Here is a 25805-nt window from a genome sequence, read left to right as displayed (position 1 = left end):
CACATGATCCTACATCACATAGTAACCACCGTTGATGGCATCGATCAGCAAGTCGAGCTCACCATGTTGGCCATGCCGGGCATGGATACGCCATAGCGGCTTTCGGATGTTCTGGGCGCGTGCCAGTTCCAGTTCTGCTGCACTCCGACGCTTGAGGCGGTGGCGACGCACCTGCATGACATGCTGGCGCGCCTTGCGCTCAAGCGGCGGTGTTTCCAGTTCTGGCGCTGGTAGGGTGGCCGAGGCCAGAGGGTCGCCAAATTCGACACCTTCCAGCGTCGTGCTGACTCCCTGGCAGCGATCCACCAGGCAGCTCATCAGTTCCTGGCGCAGGGTTCCCCAGCGTCGGGACTCCCAGCGATACAGGAACAGCAGATAGGGAAAGCCGACAGGTTCGATATCGAGAATGCGCAGGCCTGGATCGACCATCGCCAATCGGCGTTCAAGGCCTTCCAGAGGAAGCCTGGCCTTGAGCCAGGCTTCTTCGCTACCGATATCGTCCGACAGCTCTATGACATGCTTCATGCCTGGCGCCCATGGGTCTTGAGCGTCATGGCTTCATGGGCCAGTTCGAAACTCTGCTGTGATGCCAGGGAGCGTGGCAGCGGGCGTAGCTCAGCCGTTTCTTCCATGGCACGCAGGATATGTTCTGGTACGGGGTGGCTGGCCTGAGTCAGCAGGCTGGCGATCACCATGGCTAGGCTGGACATCACTACACCGACCAGCATGGGATGCAGCTCTGTCACGCTATCTAGCGCCAGGTACTGCCAGAAAAAGGCCACCGCGCTTCCGACAATCATCGAGGCCAGCGCCCCTGGAGTATTGGCCTTGCGCCACCAGACGGCAGCGACGTAGGCCGGCAGGAAGGCGCTGCCCAGTACCGAGGTAGTGAATACGACGATGGAAAAGACCGCAGGAGGCTCGAAGATAGCCACGATGCCGCACACCACTCCCAGTACCAGGACGATAAGCTGGGATACCCGTACCATCTGGCGCTCCCCCATGTCCGGATTGATGAAACGCTCGTAGATATCCCGGGCGGCGATGCTGCCTGTCTGTAGCAGGATGGAGTCTGCAGTGGACATGATGGCCGCCATTATCGCGGCCATCACGATACCGACGGCTGCCGCAGGCAGCAGATTCTGGGCGAGGGAGAAGATGGCCTGCTCGGGGTCGTCGAGGTCAGGCAGAACCAGAATGGCCAGGGTGCCGAGAATATAAGGCGCACTGACGAAGATCAGGTTCCACAAGGTGGCATAGACGCCGGCGCGACGAGCGTGGAAAGGGTTGCGCATGGCCATGTGTCGGGTGACAACGTGAGGCCAGCCCATGTAGCCGATCGAGAAGATCAGAAAGGCACCGAGTACCATACCCCACTGGCCTTCGAAGGCGAGATCTTTGCCCCAGACACTGAGCAGGGTTGGGTCCAGAGCAGCAATGGCTTCATTGGCGGCGGTCAGGCCCCCCACCTCCTGCAGGGTAGCAGCCAGGATCCAGATGATGCCGATGATCATCACGAAGCTCTGCAGCAGATCCGTATAGGCCACGGCACCGTAGCCACCCATAAGGGTATAGGCAAGGATGACCGCCACGGCGATGCTCAGGGCCACTTCATAGGGCAGGCCTGTGACAAGCTCCAGACCTTTGCCGCCGGCAATGAACTGTGCCAGCACATAAGCTCCCAGCAGAAAGACAGACAGAGTCGCGGCAATCAGCCGAACCCATTTGCTGGGGTAGCGCTTCTCGAGATACTCGATGGATGTCAGTGCGCCCATGATCTGGGACAGCTTGCGCATCCTGCGGCCAAGCACTGAAAGATTGACAACGCCGCCACCAATATCACCTGCGGCATACCAGAAACCGTAATAGCCCTGGGTGTAGCCGAGAGAACCGGCACCCAGAAACATGTAGCCACTCATTGAGGTGGACTGCATGGTCATGGCAGTGACCAGTGGACCGACATTGCGTCCGCTGAGGTAGTAGCCTTCCATGCTGCTGGAGCCTCCTCGGCGCATGGAAATGACGCCCACCGCCAGCATGGCGATGAAGTACAGGGCAAGAAAAAGCAGGACGGTAGTGTTCACTTCTGTCTCCTTCCTGGAGCATTGTTGTTATTACTCTGTTCTTATCGCAGTGCGGCTATCACTCGCTGGTGAGATGTGGCCTTGTTTCAGTGTTCACTTTCCGAACGTTTGAGGCCGGGCCAGCCACGTGTCACCCAAAGGAAGCCCAAGGTGTAGAGAACCCAGAACAAAGGAACGCCGATGACCAGCCAGGTCGTGGAGGTGGGGAGTCCGAACATGCTTATCTCCTTGTGATTATCATGTGTCCGGTATGGCATCGGCCCCGCAGAGCGAGGCCGATATGGATCATGGATACTGATCAGGATGGGAAGGAGAACTCCGCCTGACTGGTCTCAAAGCTTGAGGGCCAGCGCTGGGAGATTGCCTTGCGCCGGGTATAAAAGCGTACCGCGTCGGGTCCATAGGCGTGAAGGTCACCGAACAACGAACGCTTCCAGCCGCCGAAGCTGTGATAAGCCACGGGAACAGGCAGCGGCACGTTGATGCCGACCATGCCAACTTCGATGGCATCGGCAAAGCGGCGGGCTGCTTCGCCATCGCGGGTGAACAGGCAAGTGCCGTTACCGTATTCGTGGGCGTTGGTCAGGGCTATGGCTTCATCGAGGCTGTCCACTCGCACAATGCAAAGCACTGGGCCAAAGATTTCCTCGCGATAGATACGCATCTCCGGAGTGACCTTGTCGAACAGGCAACCACCGACAAAGTAGCCATCCTCATGGCCGGGGACGACCAGTCCGCGGCCATCGGCGACCAGTTTCGCACCTTCCTGAAGGCCGTACTCGATATAGCCCAGCACCTTGTCGCGATGTTCGGCGGTAACCAGGGCGCCCATGTCGAGCCCCTTCTCAGTGCCGGGACCGATCTTTAGGGCGGCGATCTTTGGCTGCATGGATTCGATCAGCCGTTCGGCAGTTCCGTCGCCCACACATACCGCGACAGAGATCGCCATGCAGCGCTCGCCTGCACTGCCATAGGCGGCACCCATCAGGGTGTTGGCGGCATTCTCGATGTCGGCATCAGGCAGCACCACCGCATGGTTCTTGGCACCACCCAGGGCTTGAACACGTTTGCCGGATGCTGCGCCACGGGTGTAGATGGACTCAGCGATGGGGGTGGAACCGACAAATGATACCGCCTTGACTTCGGGGGCATCGAGCAGGGCTTCCACGCACTCGCGACCGCCATGGACCACGTTGATCACCCCTCTGGGCAGGCCCGCTTCTTCCAACAGTTCTGCCACGGCCATGGCGGCCGAGGGGTCTTTTTCCGAAGGCTTGAGAATGAAGGTATTACCGCAGGCGATCGCCATGGGATACATCCACAGCGGCACCATGGCCGGGAAGTTGAAGGGAGTGATCCCCGCTACCACACCAAGCGGCTGGAAATTGGACCAGGCATCGATGGAGGGGCCCACATTATGCGAATACTCACCCTTGATCAGTTCTGGTACGCCGCAGGCATATTCGACATTCTCGATCCCCCGGCGCAGTTCGCCCATGGCGTCTTCCAGGGTCTTGCCGTGTTCCTCGCTGATCAACTGAACCAGGCGTTCAGCATCGCGCTCGAGCAATGCCTTGAAACGGTACATGACCTGGGCGCGCTTGGTCGGAGGGGTGTCACGCCAGGCGGGAAACGCTGCTTGAGCTGCTTCAATGGCAATTTGCACCGTATGGCGGTCTCCGTCGGCCACCTGGCGAATGGTGGTGCCGTCAGCAGGATTGGTGACAGGCAGGGTACGCTCGGAGGTGATGTGCTCGCCGTTGATCCAGTGGGTAATGGTGTTTTGCATGAAGAGTCCGCTTGAGTTCTTGTGAATGTGTCGCGAGTCTGTGGATAACTCTGTGGATCACCGGTATAAGAGCTGTCCACAGGCTGTCGATTTTCAGTGAATAGACGAGATACTCTCTATCAGTTCAGGCTGTCGAGGACACCGGCCACGGCATCGAACAGCCGCTCCAGTTCTGCCTCGGTGGTAGAGAAGGGAGGGCCGAACTGCAGGGTGTCGCCACCGTAGCGTACGTAGAAGCCAGCTTCCCACAAGGCCAGGTGGGCGTCCCGTGGACGGATGCTCGGGTCGCCATTGCGCGGTGCAAGCTGAATGGCGCCCGCCAGGCCGAAGTTGCGGATATCGACCACATGCGAGCGCCCCTTGAGGGCATGGAGCTTGTCTTCGAACACTGGAGCGATGGCCCGCACCTGTGCGGGAAAATCCTCACGCTCGAGCAGGTCGAGAGCCGCCAGGCCTGCGGCACAGGCCACCGGGTGGCCGCTGTAGGTGTATCCGTGGGTGAATTCGATGGCATGCTGCGGGCCACCTGCATGCATGAAAGTGTCGTAGATCTCCGTGGAGGCAATGACCGCGCCCATGGGAACTGCGCCATTGGTCAGCTGCTTGGCGATGGTCATCAGGTCCGGAGTGACGCCAAGCGCAGCAGAACCCGTGTTGGCACCACAACGACCAAAGGCGGTGATGACCTCGTCGAAGATCAGCAGGATGTCATGGGCATCGCAGATAGCGCGCAAGCGCTCCAGATAGCCCTTGGGCGGCACGATGACGCCGGCCGAACCGGACATCGGCTCGACGATCACGGCGGCGATGGTCGAGGCATCGTGCAGAGCAATCTGCTCAAGCAGGGCATCGGCCAGTTCGGCACCCGTATCGGCCTGGCCCCGGGTGAAGGTCAACTGAGGCTGCAAGGTATGCGGCAGGTGGCTGGCATCGAGCAGTTGGCCATAGTGCTTGCGGTTGCCACCGATGCCTCCCAGGCTGGTGCCACCGATATTGACCCCGTGATAGCCCTTGGCACGACCGATCAGGCGGGTCTTTTCCGGATGCCCCTTGAGCCGCCAGTAAGCCTTGGCCATTTTCAGCGCAGTGTCCGCAGACTCCGAGCCTGAGTCAGTGAAGAACACATGATCCAGCCCCTTGGGCGTGAGGCTGGCAACCTTCTCGGCCAGCTTGAACGCCAGCGGGTGTGAGATCTGGAAGCTGGGTGCAAAATCCAGGCTGCCCAACTGCTGGGCAACCGCCGTCTGGATCTCTTCACGGTTGTGGCCCGCGCCACAGGTCCACAGACCAGAGAGCGAATCGAACAGGCGACGGCCCTGGTCGTCGATCAGATAACGGCCTTCGGCACCCGTGATCAGGCGCGGATTCTCGCGGAAGTCGCGATTGGAGCTGAAAGGCATCCAGTAATGCGAGTTGAGCGCGTTGTCATCGCGGGGCGAGGTCTGCGCAGTCGGTGCATCGAAGGCCTGCATGGCGGTTCTCCTGGGTACGGATATCGATTCAAGGTATCTGTCCCAGCATGTCGTGAGCGTCGGGTGAGTAAAATCCTGCTTTACTTGCGTTCACGTTAGCCATGGCTGACGTAAAGGGGGGTGGTTGTGGAAATGATGGCAGAAGAGCCATTCATCTACGCACTGCAGATAACTCCATAGCGCTGAAACTAAAGGAAAATTGCAGCAGAGAAATTAAGCGCTTTGAGTGGGCTTGTAGGAAATATATAACTTGATTTGATATGTAGTGGAGATTCTTATGAGATATTGAAAATAGTCTAAGGAATTTATAATGGAAATCAATATATCTTTAGAAAAGGTCAGGAAATTATGGATTGAAGCCTATTTCAAAGGTGATGTTGACTGTCTTGCAGATATCGAATCCCCTTTCTTTTTTGTCAAATCAGGGGAAACCATAATCTCTAAAGATGAGCAGCTGTCAAACGTCAGGAAAAATAGATATAAAAGATTGGTAAACAAGTGTGATATTGTTGATTTTAGAGAATCCATCGATGAGGTTCGTGAGCATCCTGGTTGTACAACAGTGAGTGGCCGTGCCACAGTTTATTGTGAGAGCGAAATAGTTGGTCGATATGACTTCTTTGAAGTATGGATGGTTGTTGATGATCGTTGGCAAATAGCATATTTATGCTATGAGGCTATTTGATGTTGGTGAGATGATGAGTTTTAGTAGAGATTATATTTAATAGACGGTAGTAAACATGGAGTCTTCGGTGGAATGGATGAAAGGTGGCTTCTGGATAACAACAGATAATAACTGCTTGGATATTAAGGCTATTCATGATTACCTCACAAAATCTTCTTGGGCAGAAGGAATTGACCTCCAGACGGTTATCGAATCTATTTCACACAGCCTGAATTTTGGTCTTTTTGACAAGAATAAAAAAATTGGCTTTGCTCGGGTGGTTACCGATTATTGTACTTTTGGATACCTATGTGATGTTTATATTCTGGAAGCATACCAGAAGATAGGGCTTGCTGGATGGCTAATGAAGTGTTGCCATTCTCACCCTGACATGAAGCGCTTGAGGCGTATAATGCTGGTGACCTCTACAGCTCCATGGTTATATGAGAAATGTGGATATACGGCAATCAATAGAGATAGCTTTGTATGGCATGTCATACGCCCAGATATCTATAAAAATATGGGATAATATTGTGTGATTAAAGAGGGCTGGTTAACTGCCAGAGTATGGTTCATATAGATTTGTCTATGATGATGGCCTCCTGAGGAATACATTGTCACATACAGTTGTATCCAATTGAGGCCACCAATATGGGAAAGGTCATGTAAAACTGCATAGAGACTTCAAAGGTAGATCACTTAGAGATTGGCTAGTAAAAATCCATATGCTAGAACTAAATATACCAAGAGTAGCTATTAATAAGACTAATGGTAGGGGGAGAGTTAATACCCCAATAACACCAAGCGCGGAACCGAGTGGATCAACTCCCCAAGTGACCAGCCGGCTTGCGGCAGAGTATTTTCCTATATGTTCCTCTGGAACAAGGATCTGTTTCTGTGTCTCGAAAGCAGCAACATTAATGAGAACTGATGCAATCCATAGGCCCAAAGAAATTCCTAGAATTATGGTGGTCAATTTCGATGAGACAACAGGTAATGCTAAAATGGCGAGGCAGGAAAAGCCTGGGGCTATTAGGGTTCCTCCCATAAGGGCCTTCATACTAAATCTTTTGAATAGCCTTTCCGAGAGATAAACCCCACTCAGGCCTATCGCCCCTCCTATACTTCCTGCTACTCCCAACTCTAGCTCACTCATTCCAACATAGCGAACAGTATATACTATGTAGATAGACTGTATGGCTGCTGTAAAAATATTAAAATGAACTATGCTGATATTAAGAATTCTTTGTCTAGGGTCTTTAAGGAGGATTTTTATTCCCATAAAAGCTGATCTAAGCCAGTTGTTGCCTCTCTGTATTGATTTTGATGACTTTTTCTCCATAAACTCCTTTCTAAATGAAAGAGGTCCCAAACTTGATATTATATATAATGACGTGATCATCAGAAACATACTTATAGGCCCTCCGGTTGCTAGAACAACTCCTGAAATAGATCCTGCGCCAATATCCATGGCTGACCTTAGACCAGCGATCCAGCTATTCATTCTAGGGAGTTCGTTTCGTTTTACTATACAGGGTAGGTATGCAGAAAAAGTACTTTCATAGACTGAGGATGCTCCGGACAAGAAAAAAACAGATACTAAAATAGTTATGCTGTCAATATTTCCTTGTATAGCATAATACGCTATAGTTCCAGACACTATGGCCCTAAACAAAGATATACCACCCATCAAAATATCTTTTCTTCCAATATCTGCAATAGGCATGAAAAACAGTAAGAAAATAAAAGTTCCCAGTCCGGCAAAAGTACCTATTAGACCTACTTCTGCGTCACTCATATTAGTAAATGAGACAGCTACAATAGATATAGAAAATGAAATCATCTGTGAAGATAGAACAGACAAAGCTTCTGTTGATAATATACGGGTTTTTCTAATATCAAGGAATTTATTCTTCTCATACGGTATTGTTCTCATTATGCTATCTCTATTTTTATAACATTATATCCAGATAAAACAAATAACAACTTCCCAATGTGTCCTTTGTTCTTTTCATTTAGGAGTTTATATTTTTTTTCTTTTAATTCTTCTAAGAATGCCTTAACATCTCTTGTGAGGATTATCCTTCCAGGCATGCTATTACTTTCTATTATTAATCTTTCACTAGACTCTGTCATATGGATATCTTCCAAAAGATTTATTTTTATTTCTTTTCCCTGAAGATTATCCCATGAAGTATAGCAATGGTCTTTTTTTACGTCTCCAGTTCCAATTTCATGATCATCAATAGAGTTATATATTTTAATCAAAGCTTTTCTTAATTTTATCCTATTGACTTCTTCTACGTGAGAAAACTGTGTAGTTAATAAAGGGTTTCTATTTTTCTCCTCAATTTCTATTATACTCTTGATCAAATCAGAGTATCGCTCTTTCTCTACAGAAAAAGTGAGATGAATTGATGCTTCATATCCGGTGTTTGCCTCGTGTGGAGCCCCTGATGGTAAACACAAAGTATATCCCTTCTTTAGCATTACCGACGTAGAGTTACTTAATATATCGTTACCAACAATTTCAGAATAAGCTATATCATCACTAGGTGGTGAATAACGCCAATTCTTACTCCCAGAGGTTTGGATGACAAGAATTTCTTCTTCATCAGTATGAGGCATGAGCCCGGGTCTATGTGGAGGAGTTATATATGCAGTAGCAGTGGCTGAAATTCCAAATATCTCACTCATTTTTTTACATATACTTTGGATATCACTACTTAAGTACTCTAAGGAATCAATTGCTACTGTCGCACCATTAATAATAAGGTCTACAATTCTATCATTATCGAGTGCGTCATGAATGGTATCGCGCCCCAAGGAATATGAGCGAGTATAATCTTTTCTAGGAACTAGCCTCCCATTCTGGACAACTCTTATCTGAATCGATCTTGTAATAGGGCTATTCAATATTTCACCGACCTCCTTGAAACCGAATAAAAATGGTAGTTCTTGTAGTTTACCATGAGTTGATTTTCTTGATTTAAGATCATGTAGAGCATGATAAACATTATTGTAAATATTCATTTGTTATTTCCATTTTTAACTTGTGTTAATGTTTTTCAGAGAAATTATCCCACCTGATGAAATTGGGATATTGACTCCTGATCTGAAGCGGGGTCGAAGGCGTCCAATAACTATTTTTCTACACGCAGCATTAATATTCTTATCAAGTGAAACCAAGAGATGTTTATCAATATTGCTTGTCCCCCATACAGTTTTTATTTTTTCAGAAAATTCATGTAATATCCTATTGTTATTCATACCCCTTGGATTTATAAAGGCCAACGACTCAGGTATCGCGCCCATGAGTCCTGCATGTACAGGAGCACGAATAGAAAGTGTAAATCCATCTTGTAATGATTTTGAGTTTCTAACAATTTCCTCATAGCCTGTTTTTTCTGGATGTAAATTACACTCCTGTGTGTTTTGCGATTCTATATGCTACCTCACGATTTGGATCAAAGTCAGAGTAATAAAGAGGTTTACTTTCCTTACAGGTCTTTCTCAGCTTAATTCTATCTATTAGGTGATTATTATCAGTGAAATCTAAATCCATGTACCTTGAACGGGTTGAGATGACTCCGGGGATATCCATATATAAATCAATTAAACTTTCTTTAACCCAAAGCCATTTCTCTTCGCTAACTTGGCTTCCAGCATGAACAAAATAATGCATTGGTAGATATGCTTCGGAAGAAAATGGCCCTGAATCTGAAACATCAAAAAAACTAGACGGAACACCGATTCCCCAACCTATATCTAGCTTCCCTTCTTCAAACAAACGCTTCCCAACAAACCTGTTCGATGTAGGCACTAACTCAATTTTTGGCAAATTATCTGATTGGGGGATAAGAAATTCATTTTTAAGACTTTTATTTAAAATAAAATCCCCCACCCTTTCATTTTTAATATGCTCCATATTAAGCCTTGGACATGTCAACACTCTATTTAAATCAGATATAGGGAACCTGGTTTTTATTCTCAATGAATCCTTATGTATGTATAGATTTTTTATTATCTTGCTTAGCCAGATTCCATCTGTAGTTTGAGAATATTCAATAATATTTTTAATGATACATTGGAACCCTTCTATAATGGAAACATTGCGTGGCCATAAAGACCCTGGGATATACTCCCACATATCATCAAAAATTCTCTTGCCAAGACTAAGAAGATTTCCACTTACATCTCCAGAATGATTTTCTTGTATTAATGGGGCTCGGGTTTGTGATGAAATAAATTCTGAATGATACTCGATTCTCTTAGAGGAAAAGCATTTTTCCATATCACTTTCAATTCTTAATATTTTCATTGTTATATTTTAACTATTTTGTGAAATGAGGATGATACCTTTCCTGATCTTCTGCTAAGAATCATCGAGTGTGAGTAATTAACCTCTTCTTTTATTCCTGCAAGATGTAGCATAGCCTGCTCTGACAAGAATGAGGCTGTATATGAATTAGAAGCTCCAGATGATGCAATTACCGGAGGCCTATCTTTCATATGATGAGAGATTTCAAATGCTTTTATAGGTGGTAGTTCCGATAAAGATGGATCGAAAATTGGAGAAATCAAGCATTTAGTTATTCCTGTTGTAGCGAAAGCCGAGGGTATTCCTGCTTCCCAGCAATCTTCTAATAGTGATAATGGTGCATCAATACTAGGCATATCAAATGAAGCTATAATTAAATCAGACTTCTCGAATATTTTATCTCTTACCTTATTATTAGGATAAGTTTCTATATATGTATCCACCCTTGCGTCTTGGTGTCTTGAAATAATCCATTCTTTTACAACATATGATTTAAATTCACCTATATCTTTATCTTCAAATAGATATTGCCTATTAAAGTTAGATTCTTCGACTCTATCATTGTCAATGAGAGAGAAGTTTTTCACTCCGCAGCCAGACAAAATTTCAGCAACGATAGATCCAATGCCCCCTACACCAACAATAGATACATGTGCGCTCTGTATTCGATTGAGAGCATCAGAAGGATTCTCATTTAATGATCTCCAGTATTCACATTGCCGATCTAGTTTTGGAGGATGTTGCTTATATCCATCTGACGATACTAAGATTTTACGAGACAGTAAAAAATCAAGTAAAGGTTCTAATAAACTTTCGGATAAGAAAGGGCCTGCTTGGATCTTTTCTATAATATTTTCAATGTTTTCAATGTTTTCAATGTTTTCAATATTTTTTATTTCAATTTGTTTATCATCAGATCTGAAAAATAAATCAGATCCTAACCTAGAAACAGTCCATCTTGGAGAGAGAATTAAATATTTCATGCCTTTCCTTTATTAGAAATAATATTTCCTATGTCGTAATGAATATAACTAGAATAATTATATTTTTCATAGAAGGGCCGGCTATTGCCGACCCTTTGGCTACTCAATTAACAACGATGAGTGCCGCCACCTTGTCCTCCTGAGGGGTCCCACTCTTTCTCTTTGATTTCCAGTTCAACGTCGGCAGCTTGAATTGAATAAACTTTAGTATAGTCAGACATTACTAATCTCCTGAATAGATAATATAGCTTATCTTTATATCGCAGATAGTAATTTCAATCTGCAAATTTAATTTATGTCATCTGCTCCAAGTTTACTGTAAGAAATAAGCTATAATTGGTGTAAGTTATTTTAGCAGTTTTATGGCTGATTTGGCCTAGTTATATGCTGTTTCTAATATATCTATAATATAAGAATAAGATTGTGACGTTTCACGTTGCGATCAACTATTTGTTAATTAATTATTTTGATAAATATTTGTGATCCATATTTTATTAGAGCCCTCTTCAGAGCTGCATGGATCATAATGAGGCCTTCAGGAGGACAGAATGATCTCGCCCTGGAGCAGTGGACATCCCGTTAGGGCAGTGCACTGAGACGAGGTGCGCCAACCAACTTCGATACAGAGGATCCGTGTCCGTTACTCTCAAGTCTTCAAGGACGAGGCCTTCGCCGACTGTATTGGCTTTAGTGCCACCGCCCGAGAGCTGGACCTTCAGCCCTGCAAGATCTACCAGTGGCACACCAAGGCCCAACATCAGCAAAGCGCTTCAGAACGTGAGCAGACTCTTGCCGATGAGAATGCCCGGCTCAAGTGTCAGCTGGCCGAGAAGTCGCAGAGCTTGATATTGCAAAAAAACCGCGATGTATTTGCCAAGAACCTGAGGTGGTTAAGACTTCATTCATCAGCATTGTCAGGCATTCAGCATTCAGCATTCAGCATTCAGCATTCAGTGCATGTTCTCTGTCTTCGCGCACCCGCAGCGGCACTACGCATGGTGCCACGTCCCCAGGCATCAACAGGCGGCTCTTGGCCGGCGTATGGCCGAGGCTTATCACTGTCGGAGGGGGCTCCCAATTCCTTCAGTTCGATTTCTCCAGACGCAACCGCGGAGAAAGGGCTTCTCGATCGACACGCAGTTCGAGGATTGCCGGGCGACCCGCCTGGCGGGCACGATCCAGTGCCGATGCTATCTCCTTGTCTTCACGGATGACCTCGCCATAACCCCCATAGGCCTGCGCCAGAGCGGCGAAATCCGGGTTGGAGAGATCCGTCGCTGAAGGTCGCTGAGGATAACGGCGCTGCTGATGCATGCGAATGGTGCCGTACATGCCATTGTTGGACACCAGCACAATGATGTTGGCGCCATACTGACAGGCGGTACCGAACTCCTGGGACACCATCTGAAAGCAGCCATCCCCTGCCAGGCAGATCACCTCCCGCTCGGGATAGCGCAGTTTGGCTGCCACGGCGGCGGGCAGGCCGTAGCCCATCGAACCTGAGGTAGGAGCCAGCTGGGTACGAAAATCACGATAACGATAGTAACGGTGGAGCCATGCGGAGTAGTTACCCGCCCCGTTAGTCACAATGGCATCGTCCGGGAGGGCTTCATTGAGGTGATGGATCAAGGTCTCCATGCGCAGCGCACCGGGAGTCGGCTCCGGGACCTGCCAGGCCTCATAGTCGGCCCGCGCCGCCTCCAGCCAAGCTCGTCGATCACTGCGCGGCGGCACGGCATGCTCAGCCAACTGCTGCACCATCACTCCGGCCCTGGCCACCACCGGCAGGTCCGGACGATAGACCCGGCCGAGCTCGTCGGCATCGGCGTGTATGTGGATCAGGCGCTGCCGGGACCTGGGCGGCGTCAGCAGCGTGTAGCCGCTGGTAGTCATTTCACCAAGCCGGGCGCCCAGCGCCAGCACCACATCCGCGTCCTTGATGCGCTCGGCCAGTGCTGGATTGATGCCGATTCCTACATCTCCGACGTAGTGTGGTTGACGGTTGTCGAGGTAGTCCTGGCAACGAAAGGCGGCGCCAACCGGCAGTTGGCAGCGCTCGGCGAACTGCCCCAGTGCCCGTGCGGCAGCCTGTGACCAGCCGCTGCCACCGACAATGACCATGGGCTTCTCGGCCTCGGCAAGTGCATCGATGACTGTCTGGACGTCCTGGTGATTCGCCCTGCCGCTGGGAAGATTAGCCGCGGGCAGTACTTCGGCTTGGCAATGGCTCGACAGCATGTCTTCCGGCAGGGCCAGTACCACCGGGCCGGGGCGACCACTCTGGGCGACATGGAAGGCATGGCTGACGTATTCCGGAATGCGATCCGCACGATCGATGGTGGCAACCCACTTGGCCAGCGGCGCAAACATCGCGCCGTAGTCGACTTCCTGGAAGGCCTCTCGATCACGCTGATCACTGGCGACCTGACCGATGAACAGCACCATCGGTGTCGAGTCCTGGAAGGCAACGTGCACGCCACTGGAAGCATTGGTCGCGCCGGGTCCTCGGGTCACGAAGGCGACTCCTGGCTGGCCGGTGAGCTTGCCGTCGGCCTCGGCCATCATCGCGGCACCACCTTCGTGACGAGCGACGATGGTATCGATATCGGCATCATGCAAGGCGTCGAGAGCGGCAAGATAGCTTTCGCCAGGTACACAGAAAACCCGTTCGACGCCCTGGGCGGCGAGGGCCTTGATGAGCACCTGGCCACCGTGGGCACTGGTGTGAGAGGTCATGGCATTGTTCCGTCAGGAGAGAGTGGCTGCTGGAAGTATGGCAGTAGCAGTGTGGCTGAACCTGCAGGACGCCACACTGATCAACTCACAACGGCGAAAACGACGTTGAACGCAGCAGCTTGTTGCACTGATGCTGGACGTTGCCGGCTTCCGCGCTCTTCTTGCGGTAGGCGATCCACTCTGGATCCTGCTCCATGGCGGTGCGGCGCCGCTCACGGTCTGCCGCCGACTCGTATCCCCACAGGTGGACAACCTGATTGTGGGTACCTGTCTCGGTCGTGAAGTAGCCGATGAGATTTCCCAGATGACGCTTCTGAATGGGCAGGCCTTCGCGTTCGTAGAGTTCGAGAAAGGCGTTGAGGCGGCCGGGAACCATGGTGTAGGTGCGTAGATCGACGATCATGTGGCTTCCTGATGGGGGAATGTGGAAAAAGATGCATGAGTAGTTCTTCTATTAGTAGTACATATGATCTTTGTATGCGAGTTCGACCATAGTGGGGGACTGGGTGCGATGATCTGGCGTCCACTAAAGTTGCATACCGCTCTGCGGAGGCGGGGTCTATGTTGTCCTTGGTTGTCATTTGTATGATGTATTATTTAAGGATCTGTCGTGGCTGAGATTCCCTTCGTCGAGTTGGAAAAGCGTCTCGAGCGAATCCTCCGAGTGGCTGGGTTAGGTGCCGAGGATGCCGCTCTCTGTGCTCGTGTGCATGCCGAGTCGACGCGGGATGGCGTGGTCTCCCACGGCGTAGGCCGCATCCCTAGGTTTATCGACTATCTCGCCAGAGGGTGGGTTGATCCGCAGGCGACTCTGACACCGATCACTCGCCTGGATACCCTGGAGGTCTTCGATGGAGGGCAAGGTATTGGCGTGTGCCACGCCCTCAACGCCACCGAGCGTGCCATGGCACTGGCCAGCCAGCATGGCATGGGGCTGGTCGCGGTTCGCAACACCACACACTGGATGCGTGGTGGCACCTATGGCTGGCATGCTGCAGAGCAAGGGTATGCCGCCATCATGTGGACCAATACCGAGTCCTGCATGCCGGCCTGGGGGGCCAGGAATCAGAGCATCGGCAACAATCCGCTGGTCATGGCCGTGCCCTCGAAAGAGGGGCCTCTGGTGCTGGACATGGCCATGTCGCAGTTTTCCTACGGCAAGCTGGCCACGCTGTCCGCAGCCGGGGAGACACTAGCGGTGGATGGGGGCTTTGATGGGCAGGGGCGTCTCAGTCGCGACCCAGGGGTAATCGCTGCTACTCGACGATTGTTGCCGACGGGCTACTGGAAGGGTTCCGGTCTGGCCATCCTGCTGGATGCTCTGGCCGCATTACTGTCCCAGGGCAATGCCAGTCATCAAATTGACCGTATACAGCGCGGCAGTGGTACCGGTTGTTCCCAGATCTTCATGATTTTCGATCCTCGGCATCTCGGTGGCCAGGAGGCCTGCGAGGCGCTCTGCGCCGGGATTACCGGTCATCTTGCTGCCAGCGAGCCGGATGCAATGGGGCGACCGGTTCGCTGGCCAGGCCAAGCGACGATGAACCATCGACGACATGGTCCCGATGAACTTGTTCAGATACCTGATGACACCTGGCAGGCCGTACTGGCGCTGCCTGTCTGATGATGGATGTTGAAAACCGCAGCAGAGATATCCGTTGTTACAGCGATAACGGTTGCTACACAACAGTTGCTACAGAGAGAACGGTCGTTGCCGCAGCTCAGGCCGGTGCATCCGGCTGAAACCCAATAACAATCCAAGGGAGTAAACGCCATGCGCAAGTCAATACCGGTTCTAGGTCTGGTGGCCCTGATCACCGCTACCGCCGCATACGCCGATTATCCACAGCGTGACGTTCGCATGATCGTGCCCTGGGGCGCGGGCGGTGGCACCGACGGCATCGTGCGCAAGATCTCCAATCTCGCCGAAGATTCGCTCGGCGGCACCCTCTATGTAGAGAACATCGAAGGCGGCATGAGTGCCAATGGTCTGGTTCAGGCGCTTGGCGCCCGGCCTGATGGCTATACCCTGGTCGCCCTGACCTACGATAGCGTGGTGACGATTCCCTGGCAGGGCATGCTGGCCGGATACGATATCGACAAGCTTGACCTGATTGCGCGGATTACCAGCGAACCGGATTCCATTGTGGTACCCGATGATTCGCCGTATGCCAGTCTCGAGGAGTTGATCGACGCGGCGAAAGAGGCTCCCGGCGAGGTCCGTGCCGGTATCCAGAACATGGGCAGCCGTACCCACCTGACGCTACTCCAACTGCAGGATCAGGCCGGCGTGGAATTCAAGGTGGTGTCCTATCCTGGCGGTGCAGCGCCGCAGAAGGAAGCGCTGCTCAACGGTGAAGTGGATTTTGCCCTCACCAGCCTGGGCGATTTCGAGTCGCTGATCTCTTCGGGGGATGCGCGTGGCCTGGTGGAGTTCACCGATGTGCAGAGCGAGAGCTTCCCCGATGTTCCTCCCGCCACGGAGTTGGGCTACGACATTCAGATGGGTAGCTTCGTCATCCTCGCGGCGCCGGCCAATACGCCGGACGAGGCTATCTCGGCCCTGGAGGAGGCTTATCAACAGGCCTACGACAGCGAGGAATTCCAGAGCTGGTTGGTCGATGTCGGTGTGACACCCAACTGGCTGGGCCATGACGAGGTCAGCGACTGGGCGCAGACAACACAGCAGGAGCTCTTTGGCCGCATGGACGAGCTCAAGGAAGCGGGGCTGCTGGGACAGTGAGCCTGACAGAGGTTTCTCCGCCGTGTCGATACATGGCGGTGTTCTATTCATGAGGGCTAAGCATGAGAATTCTGTCCTGGTTGGGTAGCCGCGCGGGTGTCGTCGTGCTGCTGCTGGCCCTGACCCTGGTCTATCTGGTGGCGGCACTTGGCATTGCGCCGCCGCTCAGTAACGGCAATATCACCGCTTCCTTTTTCCCGGTGGTGCTCGGCTTGATCATGCTGGTGGCATTGGCGGCGTCAATGCTGGGGGATCGGCGCAAGGCGGCTGCCGAGAATGAAGACGAGCCATCTACGGAGACGGATGCCAGCAGGTCATTCGGGCCCCTCGCGGTGGTGGTGTTGACCGCCGTCTATATCGCGTTGTTCTCATCGCTGGGGTACTTCATCAGCACCACGCTCTATGCCTTTGCCATGACCCTGGTGTTCAGCGCCGGGCGTCCCGCTCCAGGGCAACTGCTGGTCAAGGCGCTGATTGCCGTGGCCATTGCGGTGTTGGGGTACGGACTCTTCGAGTGGGTGTTCCGGGTCCGCTTACCGGTACTGTGGGGATAACACATGGATTATGTTGCTGAACTGATGCGTGGGTTTGCCGTACTCATGCAACCCGACATTCTTCCCTACCTGATCGGCGGTTACCTGATCGGTACCTTCTTCGGTGCGGTACCGGGGTTGACCTCGATGCTGGCCATCGCGCTGTTGCTGCCGCTGACCTATAGCCTCGATGTCACGGCGGCGCTGGTGGCCTGTGCCAGTATCTTTATGGCGGGAATGTGTAGCGGCAGCATCACTGCAACCACCATCAATATTCCCGGTGCACCAGCGTCGATGATGACCGCCATTGAAGGCTACCCCATGCAGCAGCGTGGGGAAGGCGCCAAGGCGCTGGGCCATGCAGCTCTGGCCTCGATGATTGGTGGTGCTCTGGGCGCGGTGTTGTTGATGGTAGTTGCGCCACTGGCAACCGATGCAGCGCTGTTGATACGCACGCCAGGCAAGTTTGCGTTGATTGCCTTCGCCTTGATCGTGATTGTCATTTCCCAGCGCGGGGCGATATCCAAGGGACTGGTGGCAACCACACTAGGGGTCATGGTCGCCACCGTCGGCATTGATGTGATGCAGCCAGTGACCAGGTTCACTTTCGGCACTGCCGTGTTGATGCAGGGGATCGACATCATGCCGTTGGTGATCGGAGCCTTCGCCATCAGCGAGCTGCTGGTACAGGCCGAGAACAAGTCAGCACGCACCGTGGAAGCTGCGGACGTCAAGGCGGCTCCGATCCGGCGTCGCGACTTCATTCCACCATGGAGTGAGGTGCGGGAAATCGGCTTCTATCGCTATGTGAAGTGTGCCGTCATCGGCTACGCGGTTGGCGTCCTGCCTGGGGCCGGTGGCTCGATGGCGGCGTTTGTCGCCTATGCCGAGTCGATGCGCAGTTCGAAACACCCCGAGAAGTATGGCAAGGGGTCCGTGGAGGGTATCGCCGCTGCCGAGGGCGCCAACAACGCCATGTGCAGCGGTGCCTTTGTACCGATGCTGTCATTCGGCATACCAGGCGACCCGACGACGGCAATTGTGCTGGGGGTTCTGGTAATCAATGGTCTGCAGCCTGGGCCACAGTTCCTCGACAGCCAGATGGCACTGATCGCACCCATGTTCATGGCCCTGTTTATATCAGCCCTGGTCCTGGTGCCGTTGACGCTCTATCTGCTGGGACCCTGGTTCGTGCGCATCGTGTCGATCCGACGGGACATTCTCTACGCCAGCATCGCGGTGATCGCGTTGGTCGGCTGCTATGTGGCGACCTATTCGATGTTTCAGATGGGCCTGGCGCTGCTGTTCGGCATTCTGGCTTACTTCCTGCGCCGACATGGCTATCCGGTCGCCTGCCTGCTGCTGGGGTTCGTGCTGGGGCCAAGTCTCGAGGAATACTGTCGACGTTCGCTGTCGATTTCCGATGGCAGTCCGCTGATCTTCCTGACCAGCCCGGATAGCCTATTCTTCCTGGCCCTGACCGGTGTGTTCTATTACTTCATGGTGATTCGCAAGCCACAGGCGCGCCAGCACGCCTAGATCATCTTTCATGCTGGTGATTGATGGCACAAGGCCGCATCGGAACCGATGCGGCCTTGTGCATTTTTACCGGGCAGAATGCTCTGCTGGTGATTTCAGGCTGCGGTGTGCAAGGGACGCGACGGGCCGAAATGCTCGTAATGACGCTGGCTGCCGGGAACGCCTAGCTCCTCCAGATAACGATCCATCACACTCATGAATTCCTGAGGGCCGACGAAGTAGCACTGTGCCTTGTCGCTTGGCAGTAGGCGGGCCAGCACTTCCTTCTCGATGCGCCCTTGCACATCGCCGCCTGTGCCTTCTTCGTAGGCGACCAGGGTGGTCAGCTGGTCGGGATGCTGGGCAGCAAGCTCCTTGAGATCATGGGCAAAGGCATGATGCTGAGCACTGCGTGCCGCATGCAAATAGCTCACCTGACGGCCCTGCTTTAGTGCCTGACGCACCAGGGGCAGCATGGGGGTCTGGCCGACGCCGCCGCTGATCAGCACCACGGGGGTGTCACTGTCGTCCAGGGTCAGCTCGCCAGCGGGTGGCAACAGCTCCAGCACATCACCGACCTTGGCATGCTGGTGCAGCCAATTGCTTACCAGGCCTTCCGGTTCCTGCTTGACGGAAATGCGATAGCCGCGGCCATTGAGCAGGCCCGACAGGCTATAGTGGCGGTGTGTGGTCTGGCCGTTGATGTTCAGCTTGAGGCCGATGTATTGGCCGGGCTTGGCTTCTGCCACTGGGCCGCCATCGACGGGTTCAAGATAGAATGAGCGGATGACGTCGCTTTCCTGGCGGATGTCAGCGATGCGGAAGTCACGCGTGCCTGACCAGCCGCCCTGACTGTGGGCGAACGCATCGTAACGCTGAGCCTCGGCGGCAATCAGCAGGTCGGCCAGATCCTGGTACAGAGCGCCCCAGGCATCGGCGATTTCCGCAGTGACGGCATCACCCAGTACCTCTCCGATGGCAGCCATCAGACATTCGCCAACAATGGGATACTGCTCAGGCTGAATGCCCAGTGATACGTGCTTGCTGATCGCGGTGGCCATGGCCGCCTGGGCCTCGGCCGGGCGCTTGCGCAGGCCTACATAGGCCAGTACGGACTGAGCCAGTGCGCGCGGCTGGGCGCCATCATGCTGATGGGTCTGGTTGAAGAAGCTGGCCACCTCAGGGTAGCGCTCGAACATCAACGGATAGAAACAGGCGGTAATGGCATTCAGGTGTTCGGCGACAACGGGAGCAGTGGCGTCGATGATAGCGTCCTGAGCAGCTGTGGTCATGGCGTGACTCCTAGGTGAGATCATTCTCCTTTCTTGTCGCAACCCGCATGCCGGCATGACAGACCTGCGTCATCCTGCCGCATAGGGTTGCCTGCAGGCCTTGTGCCAGGCGCATTTCAGTTCCATGTCGGATAGAGACGCGTGCTGACGGCTCGTTGTTGCGATGTCAGAATGACACTACATTGATTGTCATAATGACATTGATGATTGTGAAATTGACAATTCAGGGGACAGGCCATGGTGACGTTCATGCAGCGCCTGCGGGAACTGCTGGTACGCCTCGGGGGCAATGATGACGATGGTCTGGTGGAAGCCTGGCAGGACCTGCTTGAGACGCTGGTGGCGGGAACCCGGGCCGATGCCAGCGCGTTACTGGTGCATCAGGGCAATGGCCTTGTGCCGGTGGCAGTGATCGGCCTGCCGGAGAGTGTGCGTGGCAAGACATTTCTGCTGGAAGAGCACCCACGCTTGGCGGCCATTGCAGAAACACCGAAGGTGTGTCGTTTTCCGGCTGATTCCCCCCTGCCGGACCCTTATGATGGCCTGCTCGATGAGGAACTGAGTCAGGTGCACGATTGCCTGGGAGTTGCCCTGCGTGATGGCAAGCGCCTGATCGGAATGGTAACGCTGGATGCCCTGACCCCAGGGCGCCTGGCAGCCCTGGATGATGAAGGATTGATTGCCGCAGCCGATCTGCTCGGCACCTGTCTGTGCCTTGCCGAGCGGCTAGGCTCTGCCCGCATGCAATTGGCGGTGACTCAGGAAACACCGCTCAAGCCATCCATCGTGAGCCGCTGGAACAGTCCGGCCATGCGTCAGCTGATGGCTTCGATAGAACTGGTGGCAGCCTCTGACATGAGTGTGCTGGTGCATGGAGAGACTGGCGTGGGCAAGGAAAGGATTTCCCGGGCAGTGCATGAGTATTCGCGCCGGGCGGACGGCCCCCTGGTCATGGTCAACTGTGCTGCACTACCGGCCTCATTGATTGAAAGCGCTCTGTTTGGCCATCAGCGGGGGGCCTTTTCCGGGGCGACACGGGATCATCGCGGGCATTTCGCCATGGCGGATGGCGGCACCCTGGTCCTCGATGAGGTCGGAGAACTGCCCTTGGTACTGCAGCCCAAGCTACTCCGAGCGTTGCAGGAAGGGGAGATTCAGGCCCTGGGCAGTGAGCGGTCCCGCAGCGTGGATGTTCGCGTGGTCGCCGTGACCAACCGCGACCTGGCAGCGGAAGTCACCGCCGGCCGTTTCCGCGAAGACCTCTATCACCGTCTCAGTGCCTTTCCGTTACGTGTTCCGCCTCTGCGCGAGCGTCCAGAAGACTTGCCGCTGCTGATCGGACACTTTCAGGAAGAAAACCGCATTCGTCTAGGCGTGGGCAATCTGCGCCTAGACCCGGAGGCACGGCAGGCTCTGAGTACCTGGGCGTGGCCGGGCAATGTGCGTGAACTGGAGCATGTATTGGCCAGGGCATCGTTGCTGGCTGTGGCGGAGGCGACTCCTGTGGCCGATCCCAGACGCCGAGTGGTACGCATCAACCCTCATCACCTGGGGCTCGATCCCCGTATGGAGGGTCGTCAGGATGTCGCCGAATCTCCTGAAGAAGGGCATTCCATCAACAAGCCTGTGCCAGGTAATGCTGTCGTGATCAACCTGCGGGAGGCCACGGATGCCTTCCAGCGTGAGCATATACAGCATGCCTTGGCCGAACAGGGAAATTGGGCGGGGGCTGCCAGGGAGCTGGGGATGGATGCGGGCAACCTGCATCGTTTGGCCAGGCGCTTGGGGTTGAAGGAATGATTTGAGCTACGAGCTACGAGCTACGAGCTACGAGCTACGAGCTACGAGCAACGAGCAACGAGCAACGAGCAACGAGAAGGGCGTTGCCATGCGCTTGGCCGGCGGAATTCGAGCTAGCGTTTAAAACCAGCGTTGACCAGGGACGTTTTGGCTCCGATAGTAAATTGCGTGATTCGGCAAATAGGCAAGTCGACAACAATCAGCCAACGCAACCGATCGGAGTTGAAAGCATGAAACGCAACAATAACAAGATGCTGATCCATCTCTCTGTCGCGGCCCTGGGGCTGGGCATGGCAAGTGCAGCCTCCGCTGCGACCCTGGATGAGGTCAAGCAGCGTGGCAACCTCACCTGCGGCGTCAATGTCGGGCTCTCCGGGTTTTCCTCACCAGATGCCAGTGGTCAGTGGCAGGGGCTGGACGTGGAAACCTGCCGAGCCCTTTCGTCAGCGATCTTCGGTGACCCTGACCAGGTCGAGTTCACACCGCTTACGGCCAAGGAGCGCTTCACTGCGCTGCAATCCGGGGAGATCGACGTGCTGTCTCGCAACACGACCTGGACGGCAACCCGTGACAATTCGCTAGGGCTCAATTTCACCGCTACCACCTTCTACGACGGCCAGGGCTTCATGGTCTCGAAGGATCTCGGCGTGACCAGTCTCGAGGACCTGGACGGAGCCTCCATCTGTATCCAGTCCGGCACGACTCACGAACTCAATCTGGCTGATTACTTTCCGTCCAAGGGCATCGAGATCAGCACCGTGACCTTCGATACCCCCGACCAGACGGCATCCGGTTTCGCCAGTGGGCGCTGCGATGTGTTGACCTCCGATACCTCTCAGCTCAGTGCCTTGCGCCTGCAACTGCCCGATCCGGATAGTGTCGAGATCATGACGCAACTGATCTCGAAGGAACCTCTCGGTCCAGTGGTTCGTCAAGGCGACGATCAGTGGTTCAACATCGTCAGGTGGACGGTATTCGCCATGGTCAATGCCGAGGAACTTGGGGTAACCCGCGAGAATGTCGAGCAGATGAAGAATGATCCGCCGAATCCTCAGGTGGCACGTCTTCTGGGGGTGGAAGGGACCTATGGCGAGCAGTTGGGGCTCAGCAACGACTGGGTCTACAACATCATTTCCCAGGTGGGCAACTACGGCGAAGTATTCGATGACACCGTAGGGGCCAACTCACCACTCAAGATCAGCCGTGGCTTGAACGCATTGTGGGATCAGGGCGGGATTCTCTACGCACCGCCGATTCGCTGAGCCCGACCCGGCAGGTTGCATCCCGTGTGGGCGGGATCACCTGCCGGGCCGACCCGTGAGTTGACCGGGCTCTGCGGCGTCAAGGTCGCGGGCTGCGGTCCGGTTTCCCAACTGACTGGATGATGGCGCGGGTTGCCTCCGCGACATTGTCGAGCCATTGCGTCAGAGGCCTGTCATGTCGATACCCCCTGCCAGCCACGTCCCTCTGTGGCGGCGCCCTGCGTTCCGTGCTCTGATCATCCAGGCGTTACTGCTTGCTGGTCTGGTGGCCTTGATTACCATGATGGTGAACAATGCCCTGACCAACCTGGATGAGCGCGGCATTACCACCGGCTTTGCCTTCCTGAACGAGCGAGCTGGATTTTCCATACCCCAGACGCTGATCGACTTTCCCGGCAACAGCACCTACGGGCGCACTTTTATCGTTGGCCTGCTCAATACGTTGCTGGTCTCGGCCATGGGCATCGTGGCAGCGACCATCATTGGCTTTGCTGTTGGCATTGCCCGCCTGTCACCCAATTGGCTGCTGGCGCGCCTGGCGGCTGCCTACGTCGAGATATTTCGCAATATTCCGCTGTTGGTGCAGATTCTGTTCTGGTACTTCGCGGTGCTCCAGGCATTGCCCAGCCCGCGTCAGAGCCTGTCATTGATGGAGGCGGTGTTTCTTAATGTACGTGGCCTGGTGGTGCCGGCACCGGTGCCTGAAACGGGCTTCGGGCTGACGCTGGCAGCGCTGACGGTGGCGGTTGTTGCCAGTATTGCCTTTGCAATCTACGCACGACGTCTGCAGGAGCGCACCGGCAAGGCACTGCCGGTGTACTGGGTCGGCACGGCGATGATTGTCGGTCTGCCGCTGCTGGCTTTTGTCATCAGTGGTTCGCCACTGAGCTGGGAGATGCCGGAACTGAAGGGTTTCAACTTCCGTGGCGGCATCACGATCATTCCCGAGCTGATGGCGCTGTGGCTGGCGCTATCGATCTATACGGCGTCCTTCATCGCTGAGATCGTGCGCTCGGGCATCCAGTCGGTGCCCTCCGGCCAGGTCGAGGCCTCGCGGGCCATCGGGTTGCCGGCCAATATCACCTTGCGCAAGGTGGTGATACCCCAGGCCATGCGAGTCATCGTGCCGCAGCTGACCAGCCAGTATCTGAACCTGATCAAGAACTCGTCACTGGCGACGGCGATCGGCTATCCCGACCTGGTGGCGGTCTTCGCTGGTACTTCCCTGAACCAGACCGGGCAGGCGATCGAGATCATTGCCATCACCATGGCGGTGTATCTGACCATCAGTCTCGTGGTGTCGGCGTTCATGAACTTCTACAACGCCCGCACCCTGATCAAGGAGCGCTAGCATGAACGATTCCACTGCGCGAGATACCTTGATTGCAGCGCGTCCGGCGCCGGACAGCCACCATGGTCTGGTCGGCTGGCTGCGCTCGCGGTTGTTCAATGGTCCGGTCAACTCGATCGTCAGCCTGCTGACGCTGGCACTGCTGGTGTGGGCATTGACACCGCTGGTTCAGTGGGCGCTGATCAATGCCGACTGGCTCGGCGATAGCCGCGAGGCCTGCTCTGGTGAAGGGGCCTGCTGGGTGTTCATCAGTGCGCGCTTCGAAACCATTGTCTATGGCTTCTATCCCGTGGCAGAGCGCTACCGGGTCGATATCACCCTGGCGTTGATGGCGGCGACCATTGCCTGGCTGGCGATTCCGCGCATGCCGGCCAGAAAGTGGGTGGTAGTCTTTGCCCTTGTCGGGTTCCCGATCATTGCCTGGCTGTTGCTGGTGGGCGGGGTGTTCGATCTGCCCCATGTCCCGACTCGCCGCTGGGGTGGCCTGATGCTGACGCTGACGGTGGCAACGGTGGGGATTGTCGGCTCATTGCCGCTTGGCGTCTTGCTGGCGTTGGGGCGCCGCTCGCAGATGCCGCTGGTCAGAAGCCTGTGCATCGTCTTCATCGAGTTCTGGCGTGGCGTACCGCTGATCACTGTGCTGTTCATGGCATCGGTCATGCTGCCGCTGTTCGTGCCCAACGAGGTCGAGTTCAACAAGCTGCTGCGGGCACTGATCGGCATCATGTTCTTCTGGAGCGCCTACATGGCCGAGGTGGTGCGAGGCGGCCTTCAGGCAATCCCCAAGGGCCAGGAGGAAGCTGCCAAGGCGCTGGGGCTCAGCTATTGGCGACGGATGGGGCTGATCATCCTGCCCCAGGCGCTCAAGCTGGTGATTCCCGGCATCGTCAACACCTTCATCGCGCTGTTCAAGGACACCTCGCTGGTGTTGATCATTGGCTTGTTCGACCTGCTGGCGATCATCCGTGCCGGGCTGACCGATAGCGATTGGCTGGGATTCGCGACGGAAGGGTATGTCTTTGCGGCACTGATGTTCTGGATCTTCTGCTTCAGCATGTCGCGCTACAGTCAGTATATGGAGAGGCGCCTGCATCGTGGCCATTGAGGGGAAGCGCTGCATAAATGCCTGCGCGTGCGAATCACTACGTTGCGCGGTGCTCACCATCCTCACCTATACCCCATAGGTTCCGGTGGTTGCGCTCCGTGCGCCTTGTGCTTCATCCCGCTCGGCTGATTTATTCAGCGCTTCCCTGGACC

23 protein-coding genes and 1 pseudogene are annotated in these 25805 nt (G+C 54.1%); 11 read left to right on the top strand and 13 right to left on the bottom strand.

Translation table 11 applies throughout. The features are described from left to right. Positions 1-9: 9 nt before the first annotated feature. The 5 genes from E4T21_RS20185 to aptA all read right to left on the bottom strand — a co-directional run bounded on the left by E4T21_RS20185 (position 10) and on the right by aptA (position 5345). Positions 10-525 carry a hypothetical protein gene (locus tag E4T21_RS20185; RefSeq protein WP_149286739.1) on the bottom strand — a complete coding sequence of 172 codons (516 nt, stop codon included), beginning with the start codon at positions 523-525 and terminating at the stop codon, positions 10-12. Further along, positions 522-2084, bottom strand: a complete 1563-nt coding sequence (locus E4T21_RS20180; protein ID WP_205423423.1) for a sodium/proline symporter — start codon at positions 2082-2084, stop codon at positions 522-524. Before E4T21_RS20180 ends, E4T21_RS20185 begins: the two co-directional genes overlap by 4 nt. Before the next feature lie 86 nt (positions 2085-2170). Next, on the bottom strand, positions 2171-2302 hold the full coding sequence (locus tag E4T21_RS21570) for a hypothetical protein (RefSeq protein WP_275898209.1): 132 nt from the start codon (positions 2300-2302) through the stop codon (positions 2171-2173). Positions 2303-2382: 80 nt separating this feature from the next. Beyond that, positions 2383-3873 carry a CoA-acylating methylmalonate-semialdehyde dehydrogenase gene (locus E4T21_RS20175; RefSeq protein ID WP_149286738.1) on the bottom strand — a complete coding sequence of 497 codons (1491 nt, stop codon included), beginning with the start codon at positions 3871-3873 and terminating at the stop codon, positions 2383-2385. A gap of 119 nt (positions 3874-3992) precedes the next feature. Next, positions 3993-5345, bottom strand: a complete 1353-nt coding sequence (aptA, locus tag E4T21_RS20170; RefSeq protein ID WP_149286737.1) for an omega-aminotransferase AptA — start codon at positions 5343-5345, stop codon at positions 3993-3995. A gap of 310 nt (positions 5346-5655) precedes the next feature. On the opposite strand from aptA, the gene E4T21_RS20165 reads away from it, so the two are divergent. Beyond that, entirely contained in the window at positions 5656-6030 is a 375-nt protein-coding gene (locus E4T21_RS20165) for a nuclear transport factor 2 family protein (protein ID WP_149286736.1), read from the top strand. Positions 6031-6106: 76 nt separating this feature from the next. After that, positions 6107-6538, top strand: a complete 432-nt coding sequence (locus E4T21_RS20160; protein WP_240349406.1) for a GNAT family N-acetyltransferase — start codon at positions 6107-6109, stop codon at positions 6536-6538. A 132-nt stretch (positions 6539-6670) separates the two neighbouring features. Here E4T21_RS20160 and E4T21_RS20155 read toward each other — a convergent pair whose 3' ends face one another. The 4 genes from E4T21_RS20155 to E4T21_RS20140 all read right to left on the bottom strand — a co-directional run bounded on the left by E4T21_RS20155 (position 6671) and on the right by E4T21_RS20140 (position 11313). Then, on the bottom strand, positions 6671-7945 hold the full coding sequence (locus tag E4T21_RS20155) for an MFS transporter (protein ID WP_149286734.1): 1275 nt from the start codon (positions 7943-7945) through the stop codon (positions 6671-6673). Then, the gene (locus E4T21_RS20150) at positions 7945-9042 is read right to left on the bottom strand and encodes a JmjC domain-containing protein (protein WP_149286733.1); all 1098 of its coding nucleotides are present in this window, start codon (positions 9040-9042) and stop codon (positions 7945-7947) included. The genes E4T21_RS20155 and E4T21_RS20150 overlap by 1 nt, the downstream gene beginning before the upstream one ends. A 385-nt stretch (positions 9043-9427) precedes the next feature. Continuing rightward, entirely contained in the window at positions 9428-10303 is an 876-nt protein-coding gene (locus E4T21_RS20145; protein WP_149286732.1) for a hypothetical protein, read from the bottom strand. Positions 10304-10332: 29 nt separating this feature from the next. Continuing rightward, positions 10333-11313: a ThiF family adenylyltransferase gene (locus E4T21_RS20140; RefSeq protein WP_149286731.1), complete on the bottom strand. Its 981-nt coding sequence runs from the start codon at positions 11311-11313 to the stop codon at positions 10333-10335. Between the two features lie 602 nt (positions 11314-11915). Here E4T21_RS20140 and E4T21_RS21720 point away from each other — a divergent pair. Further along, positions 11916-12125: pseudogene (locus E4T21_RS21720) on the top strand (transposase); the annotation flags it as partial. Between the two features lie 271 nt (positions 12126-12396). Here the strand turns inward: E4T21_RS21720 and E4T21_RS20135 are convergent. Together E4T21_RS20135 and E4T21_RS20130 are read right to left on the bottom strand one after the other, a co-directional pair. Further along, entirely contained in the window at positions 12397-14049 is a 1653-nt protein-coding gene (locus E4T21_RS20135; protein ID WP_149286730.1) for a thiamine pyrophosphate-binding protein, read from the bottom strand. Positions 14050-14134: 85 nt separating this feature from the next. Further along, positions 14135-14452 (bottom strand): NIPSNAP family protein, encoded by a 318-nt coding sequence (locus E4T21_RS20130; protein ID WP_149286729.1) that lies wholly within the window; start codon positions 14450-14452, stop codon positions 14135-14137. 207 nt (positions 14453-14659) lie between these two features. Between E4T21_RS20130 and yiaK the strand changes: the two genes are divergently transcribed. The 4 genes from yiaK to E4T21_RS20110 all read left to right on the top strand — a co-directional run bounded on the left by yiaK (position 14660) and on the right by E4T21_RS20110 (position 18864). Next, entirely contained in the window at positions 14660-15673 is a 1014-nt protein-coding gene (yiaK, locus tag E4T21_RS20125; RefSeq protein ID WP_149286728.1) for a 3-dehydro-L-gulonate 2-dehydrogenase, read from the top strand. Positions 15674-15823: 150 nt separating this feature from the next. After that, positions 15824-16792, top strand: a complete 969-nt coding sequence (locus E4T21_RS20120; protein WP_149286727.1) for a Bug family tripartite tricarboxylate transporter substrate binding protein — start codon at positions 15824-15826, stop codon at positions 16790-16792. 62 nt (positions 16793-16854) lie between these two features. Continuing rightward, complete coding sequence (locus E4T21_RS20115) at positions 16855-17346, top strand: tripartite tricarboxylate transporter TctB family protein (protein ID WP_149286726.1); 492 nt, start codon at positions 16855-16857, stop codon at positions 17344-17346. Positions 17347-17349: 3 nt separating this feature from the next. Next, positions 17350-18864 (top strand): tripartite tricarboxylate transporter permease, encoded by a 1515-nt coding sequence (locus E4T21_RS20110; protein ID WP_149286725.1) that lies wholly within the window; start codon positions 17350-17352, stop codon positions 18862-18864. 95 nt (positions 18865-18959) lie between these two features. On the opposite strand, the gene hmpA is transcribed toward E4T21_RS20110, so the two are convergent. Then, positions 18960-20135 carry an NO-inducible flavohemoprotein gene (hmpA, locus tag E4T21_RS20105; protein WP_149286724.1) on the bottom strand — a complete coding sequence of 392 codons (1176 nt, stop codon included), beginning with the start codon at positions 20133-20135 and terminating at the stop codon, positions 18960-18962. Positions 20136-20372: 237 nt separating this feature from the next. Between hmpA and norR the strand changes: the two genes are divergently transcribed. Then, positions 20373-21935: a nitric oxide reductase transcriptional regulator NorR gene (norR, locus tag E4T21_RS20100; protein WP_149286723.1), complete on the top strand. Its 1563-nt coding sequence runs from the start codon at positions 20373-20375 to the stop codon at positions 21933-21935. 230 nt (positions 21936-22165) lie between these two features. Next, complete coding sequence (locus tag E4T21_RS20095) at positions 22166-23197, top strand: amino acid ABC transporter substrate-binding protein (protein ID WP_149286722.1); 1032 nt, start codon at positions 22166-22168, stop codon at positions 23195-23197. Here E4T21_RS20095 and E4T21_RS20090 read toward each other — a convergent pair. Next, positions 23176-23355 carry a hypothetical protein gene (locus E4T21_RS20090; RefSeq protein ID WP_149286721.1) on the bottom strand — a complete coding sequence of 60 codons (180 nt, stop codon included), beginning with the start codon at positions 23353-23355 and terminating at the stop codon, positions 23176-23178. The genes E4T21_RS20095 and E4T21_RS20090 overlap by 22 nt on opposite strands. Positions 23356-23372: 17 nt before the next feature. Here E4T21_RS20090 and E4T21_RS20085 point away from each other — a divergent pair, with 17 nt between their 5' ends. Continuing rightward, the gene (locus E4T21_RS20085; RefSeq protein ID WP_149286720.1) at positions 23373-24548 is read left to right on the top strand and encodes an amino acid ABC transporter permease; all 1176 of its coding nucleotides are present in this window, start codon (positions 23373-23375) and stop codon (positions 24546-24548) included. 1 nt (position 24549) lies between these two features. Then, positions 24550-25653 carry an amino acid ABC transporter permease gene (locus E4T21_RS20080; protein ID WP_149286719.1) on the top strand — a complete coding sequence of 368 codons (1104 nt, stop codon included), beginning with the start codon at positions 24550-24552 and terminating at the stop codon, positions 25651-25653. Positions 25654-25805: the final 152 nt, after the last annotated feature.

Source organism: Halomonas binhaiensis, assembly GCF_008329985.2.
Taxonomy (GTDB): Bacteria; Pseudomonadota; Gammaproteobacteria; order Pseudomonadales; family Halomonadaceae; genus Halomonas; species Halomonas binhaiensis.
Note: the sequence above shows the minus strand (reverse complement) of the source record. Positions and strands in the feature narration are given on the sequence as shown.

Excerpts from the sequence above, each read along its gene's own strand:
- E4T21_RS20185 (WP_149286739.1), bottom strand. The coding sequence starts at position 525 with ATGAAGCATGTCATAGAGCTGTCGGACGATATCGGTAGCGAAGAAGCC.
- E4T21_RS21570 (WP_275898209.1), bottom strand. The coding sequence starts at position 2,302 with ATGTTCGGACTCCCCACCTCCACGACCTGGCTGGTCATCGGCGTTCCT.
- E4T21_RS20175 (WP_149286738.1), bottom strand. The coding sequence starts at position 3,873 with ATGCAAAACACCATTACCCACTGGATCAACGGCGAGCACATCACCTCC.
- aptA (WP_149286737.1), bottom strand. The coding sequence starts at position 5,345 with ATGCAGGCCTTCGATGCACCGACTGCGCAGACCTCGCCCCGCGATGAC.
- E4T21_RS20165 (WP_149286736.1), top strand. The coding sequence starts at position 5,656 with ATGGAAATCAATATATCTTTAGAAAAGGTCAGGAAATTATGGATTGAA.
- E4T21_RS20160 (WP_240349406.1), top strand. The coding sequence starts at position 6,107 with ATGAAAGGTGGCTTCTGGATAACAACAGATAATAACTGCTTGGATATT.
- E4T21_RS20155 (WP_149286734.1), bottom strand. The coding sequence starts at position 7,945 with ATGAGAACAATACCGTATGAGAAGAATAAATTCCTTGATATTAGAAAA.
- E4T21_RS20150 (WP_149286733.1), bottom strand. The coding sequence starts at position 9,042 with ATGAATATTTACAATAATGTTTATCATGCTCTACATGATCTTAAATCA.
- E4T21_RS20145 (WP_149286732.1), bottom strand. The coding sequence starts at position 10,303 with ATGGAAAAATGCTTTTCCTCTAAGAGAATCGAGTATCATTCAGAATTT.
- E4T21_RS20140 (WP_149286731.1), bottom strand. The coding sequence starts at position 11,313 with ATGAAATATTTAATTCTCTCTCCAAGATGGACTGTTTCTAGGTTAGGA.
- E4T21_RS20135 (WP_149286730.1), bottom strand. The coding sequence starts at position 14,049 with ATGACCTCTCACACCAGTGCCCACGGTGGCCAGGTGCTCATCAAGGCC.
- E4T21_RS20130 (WP_149286729.1), bottom strand. The coding sequence starts at position 14,452 with ATGATCGTCGATCTACGCACCTACACCATGGTTCCCGGCCGCCTCAAC.
- E4T21_RS20120 (WP_149286727.1), top strand. The coding sequence starts at position 15,824 with ATGCGCAAGTCAATACCGGTTCTAGGTCTGGTGGCCCTGATCACCGCT.
- E4T21_RS20115 (WP_149286726.1), top strand. The coding sequence starts at position 16,855 with ATGAGAATTCTGTCCTGGTTGGGTAGCCGCGCGGGTGTCGTCGTGCTG.
- E4T21_RS20110 (WP_149286725.1), top strand. The coding sequence starts at position 17,350 with ATGGATTATGTTGCTGAACTGATGCGTGGGTTTGCCGTACTCATGCAA.
- hmpA (WP_149286724.1), bottom strand. The coding sequence starts at position 20,135 with ATGACCACAGCTGCTCAGGACGCTATCATCGACGCCACTGCTCCCGTT.
- norR (WP_149286723.1), top strand. The coding sequence starts at position 20,373 with ATGGTGACGTTCATGCAGCGCCTGCGGGAACTGCTGGTACGCCTCGGG.
- E4T21_RS20095 (WP_149286722.1), top strand. The coding sequence starts at position 22,166 with ATGAAACGCAACAATAACAAGATGCTGATCCATCTCTCTGTCGCGGCC.
- E4T21_RS20090 (WP_149286721.1), bottom strand. The coding sequence starts at position 23,355 with ATGGCTCGACAATGTCGCGGAGGCAACCCGCGCCATCATCCAGTCAGT.
- E4T21_RS20085 (WP_149286720.1), top strand. The coding sequence starts at position 23,373 with ATGTCGATACCCCCTGCCAGCCACGTCCCTCTGTGGCGGCGCCCTGCG.
- E4T21_RS20080 (WP_149286719.1), top strand. The coding sequence starts at position 24,550 with ATGAACGATTCCACTGCGCGAGATACCTTGATTGCAGCGCGTCCGGCG.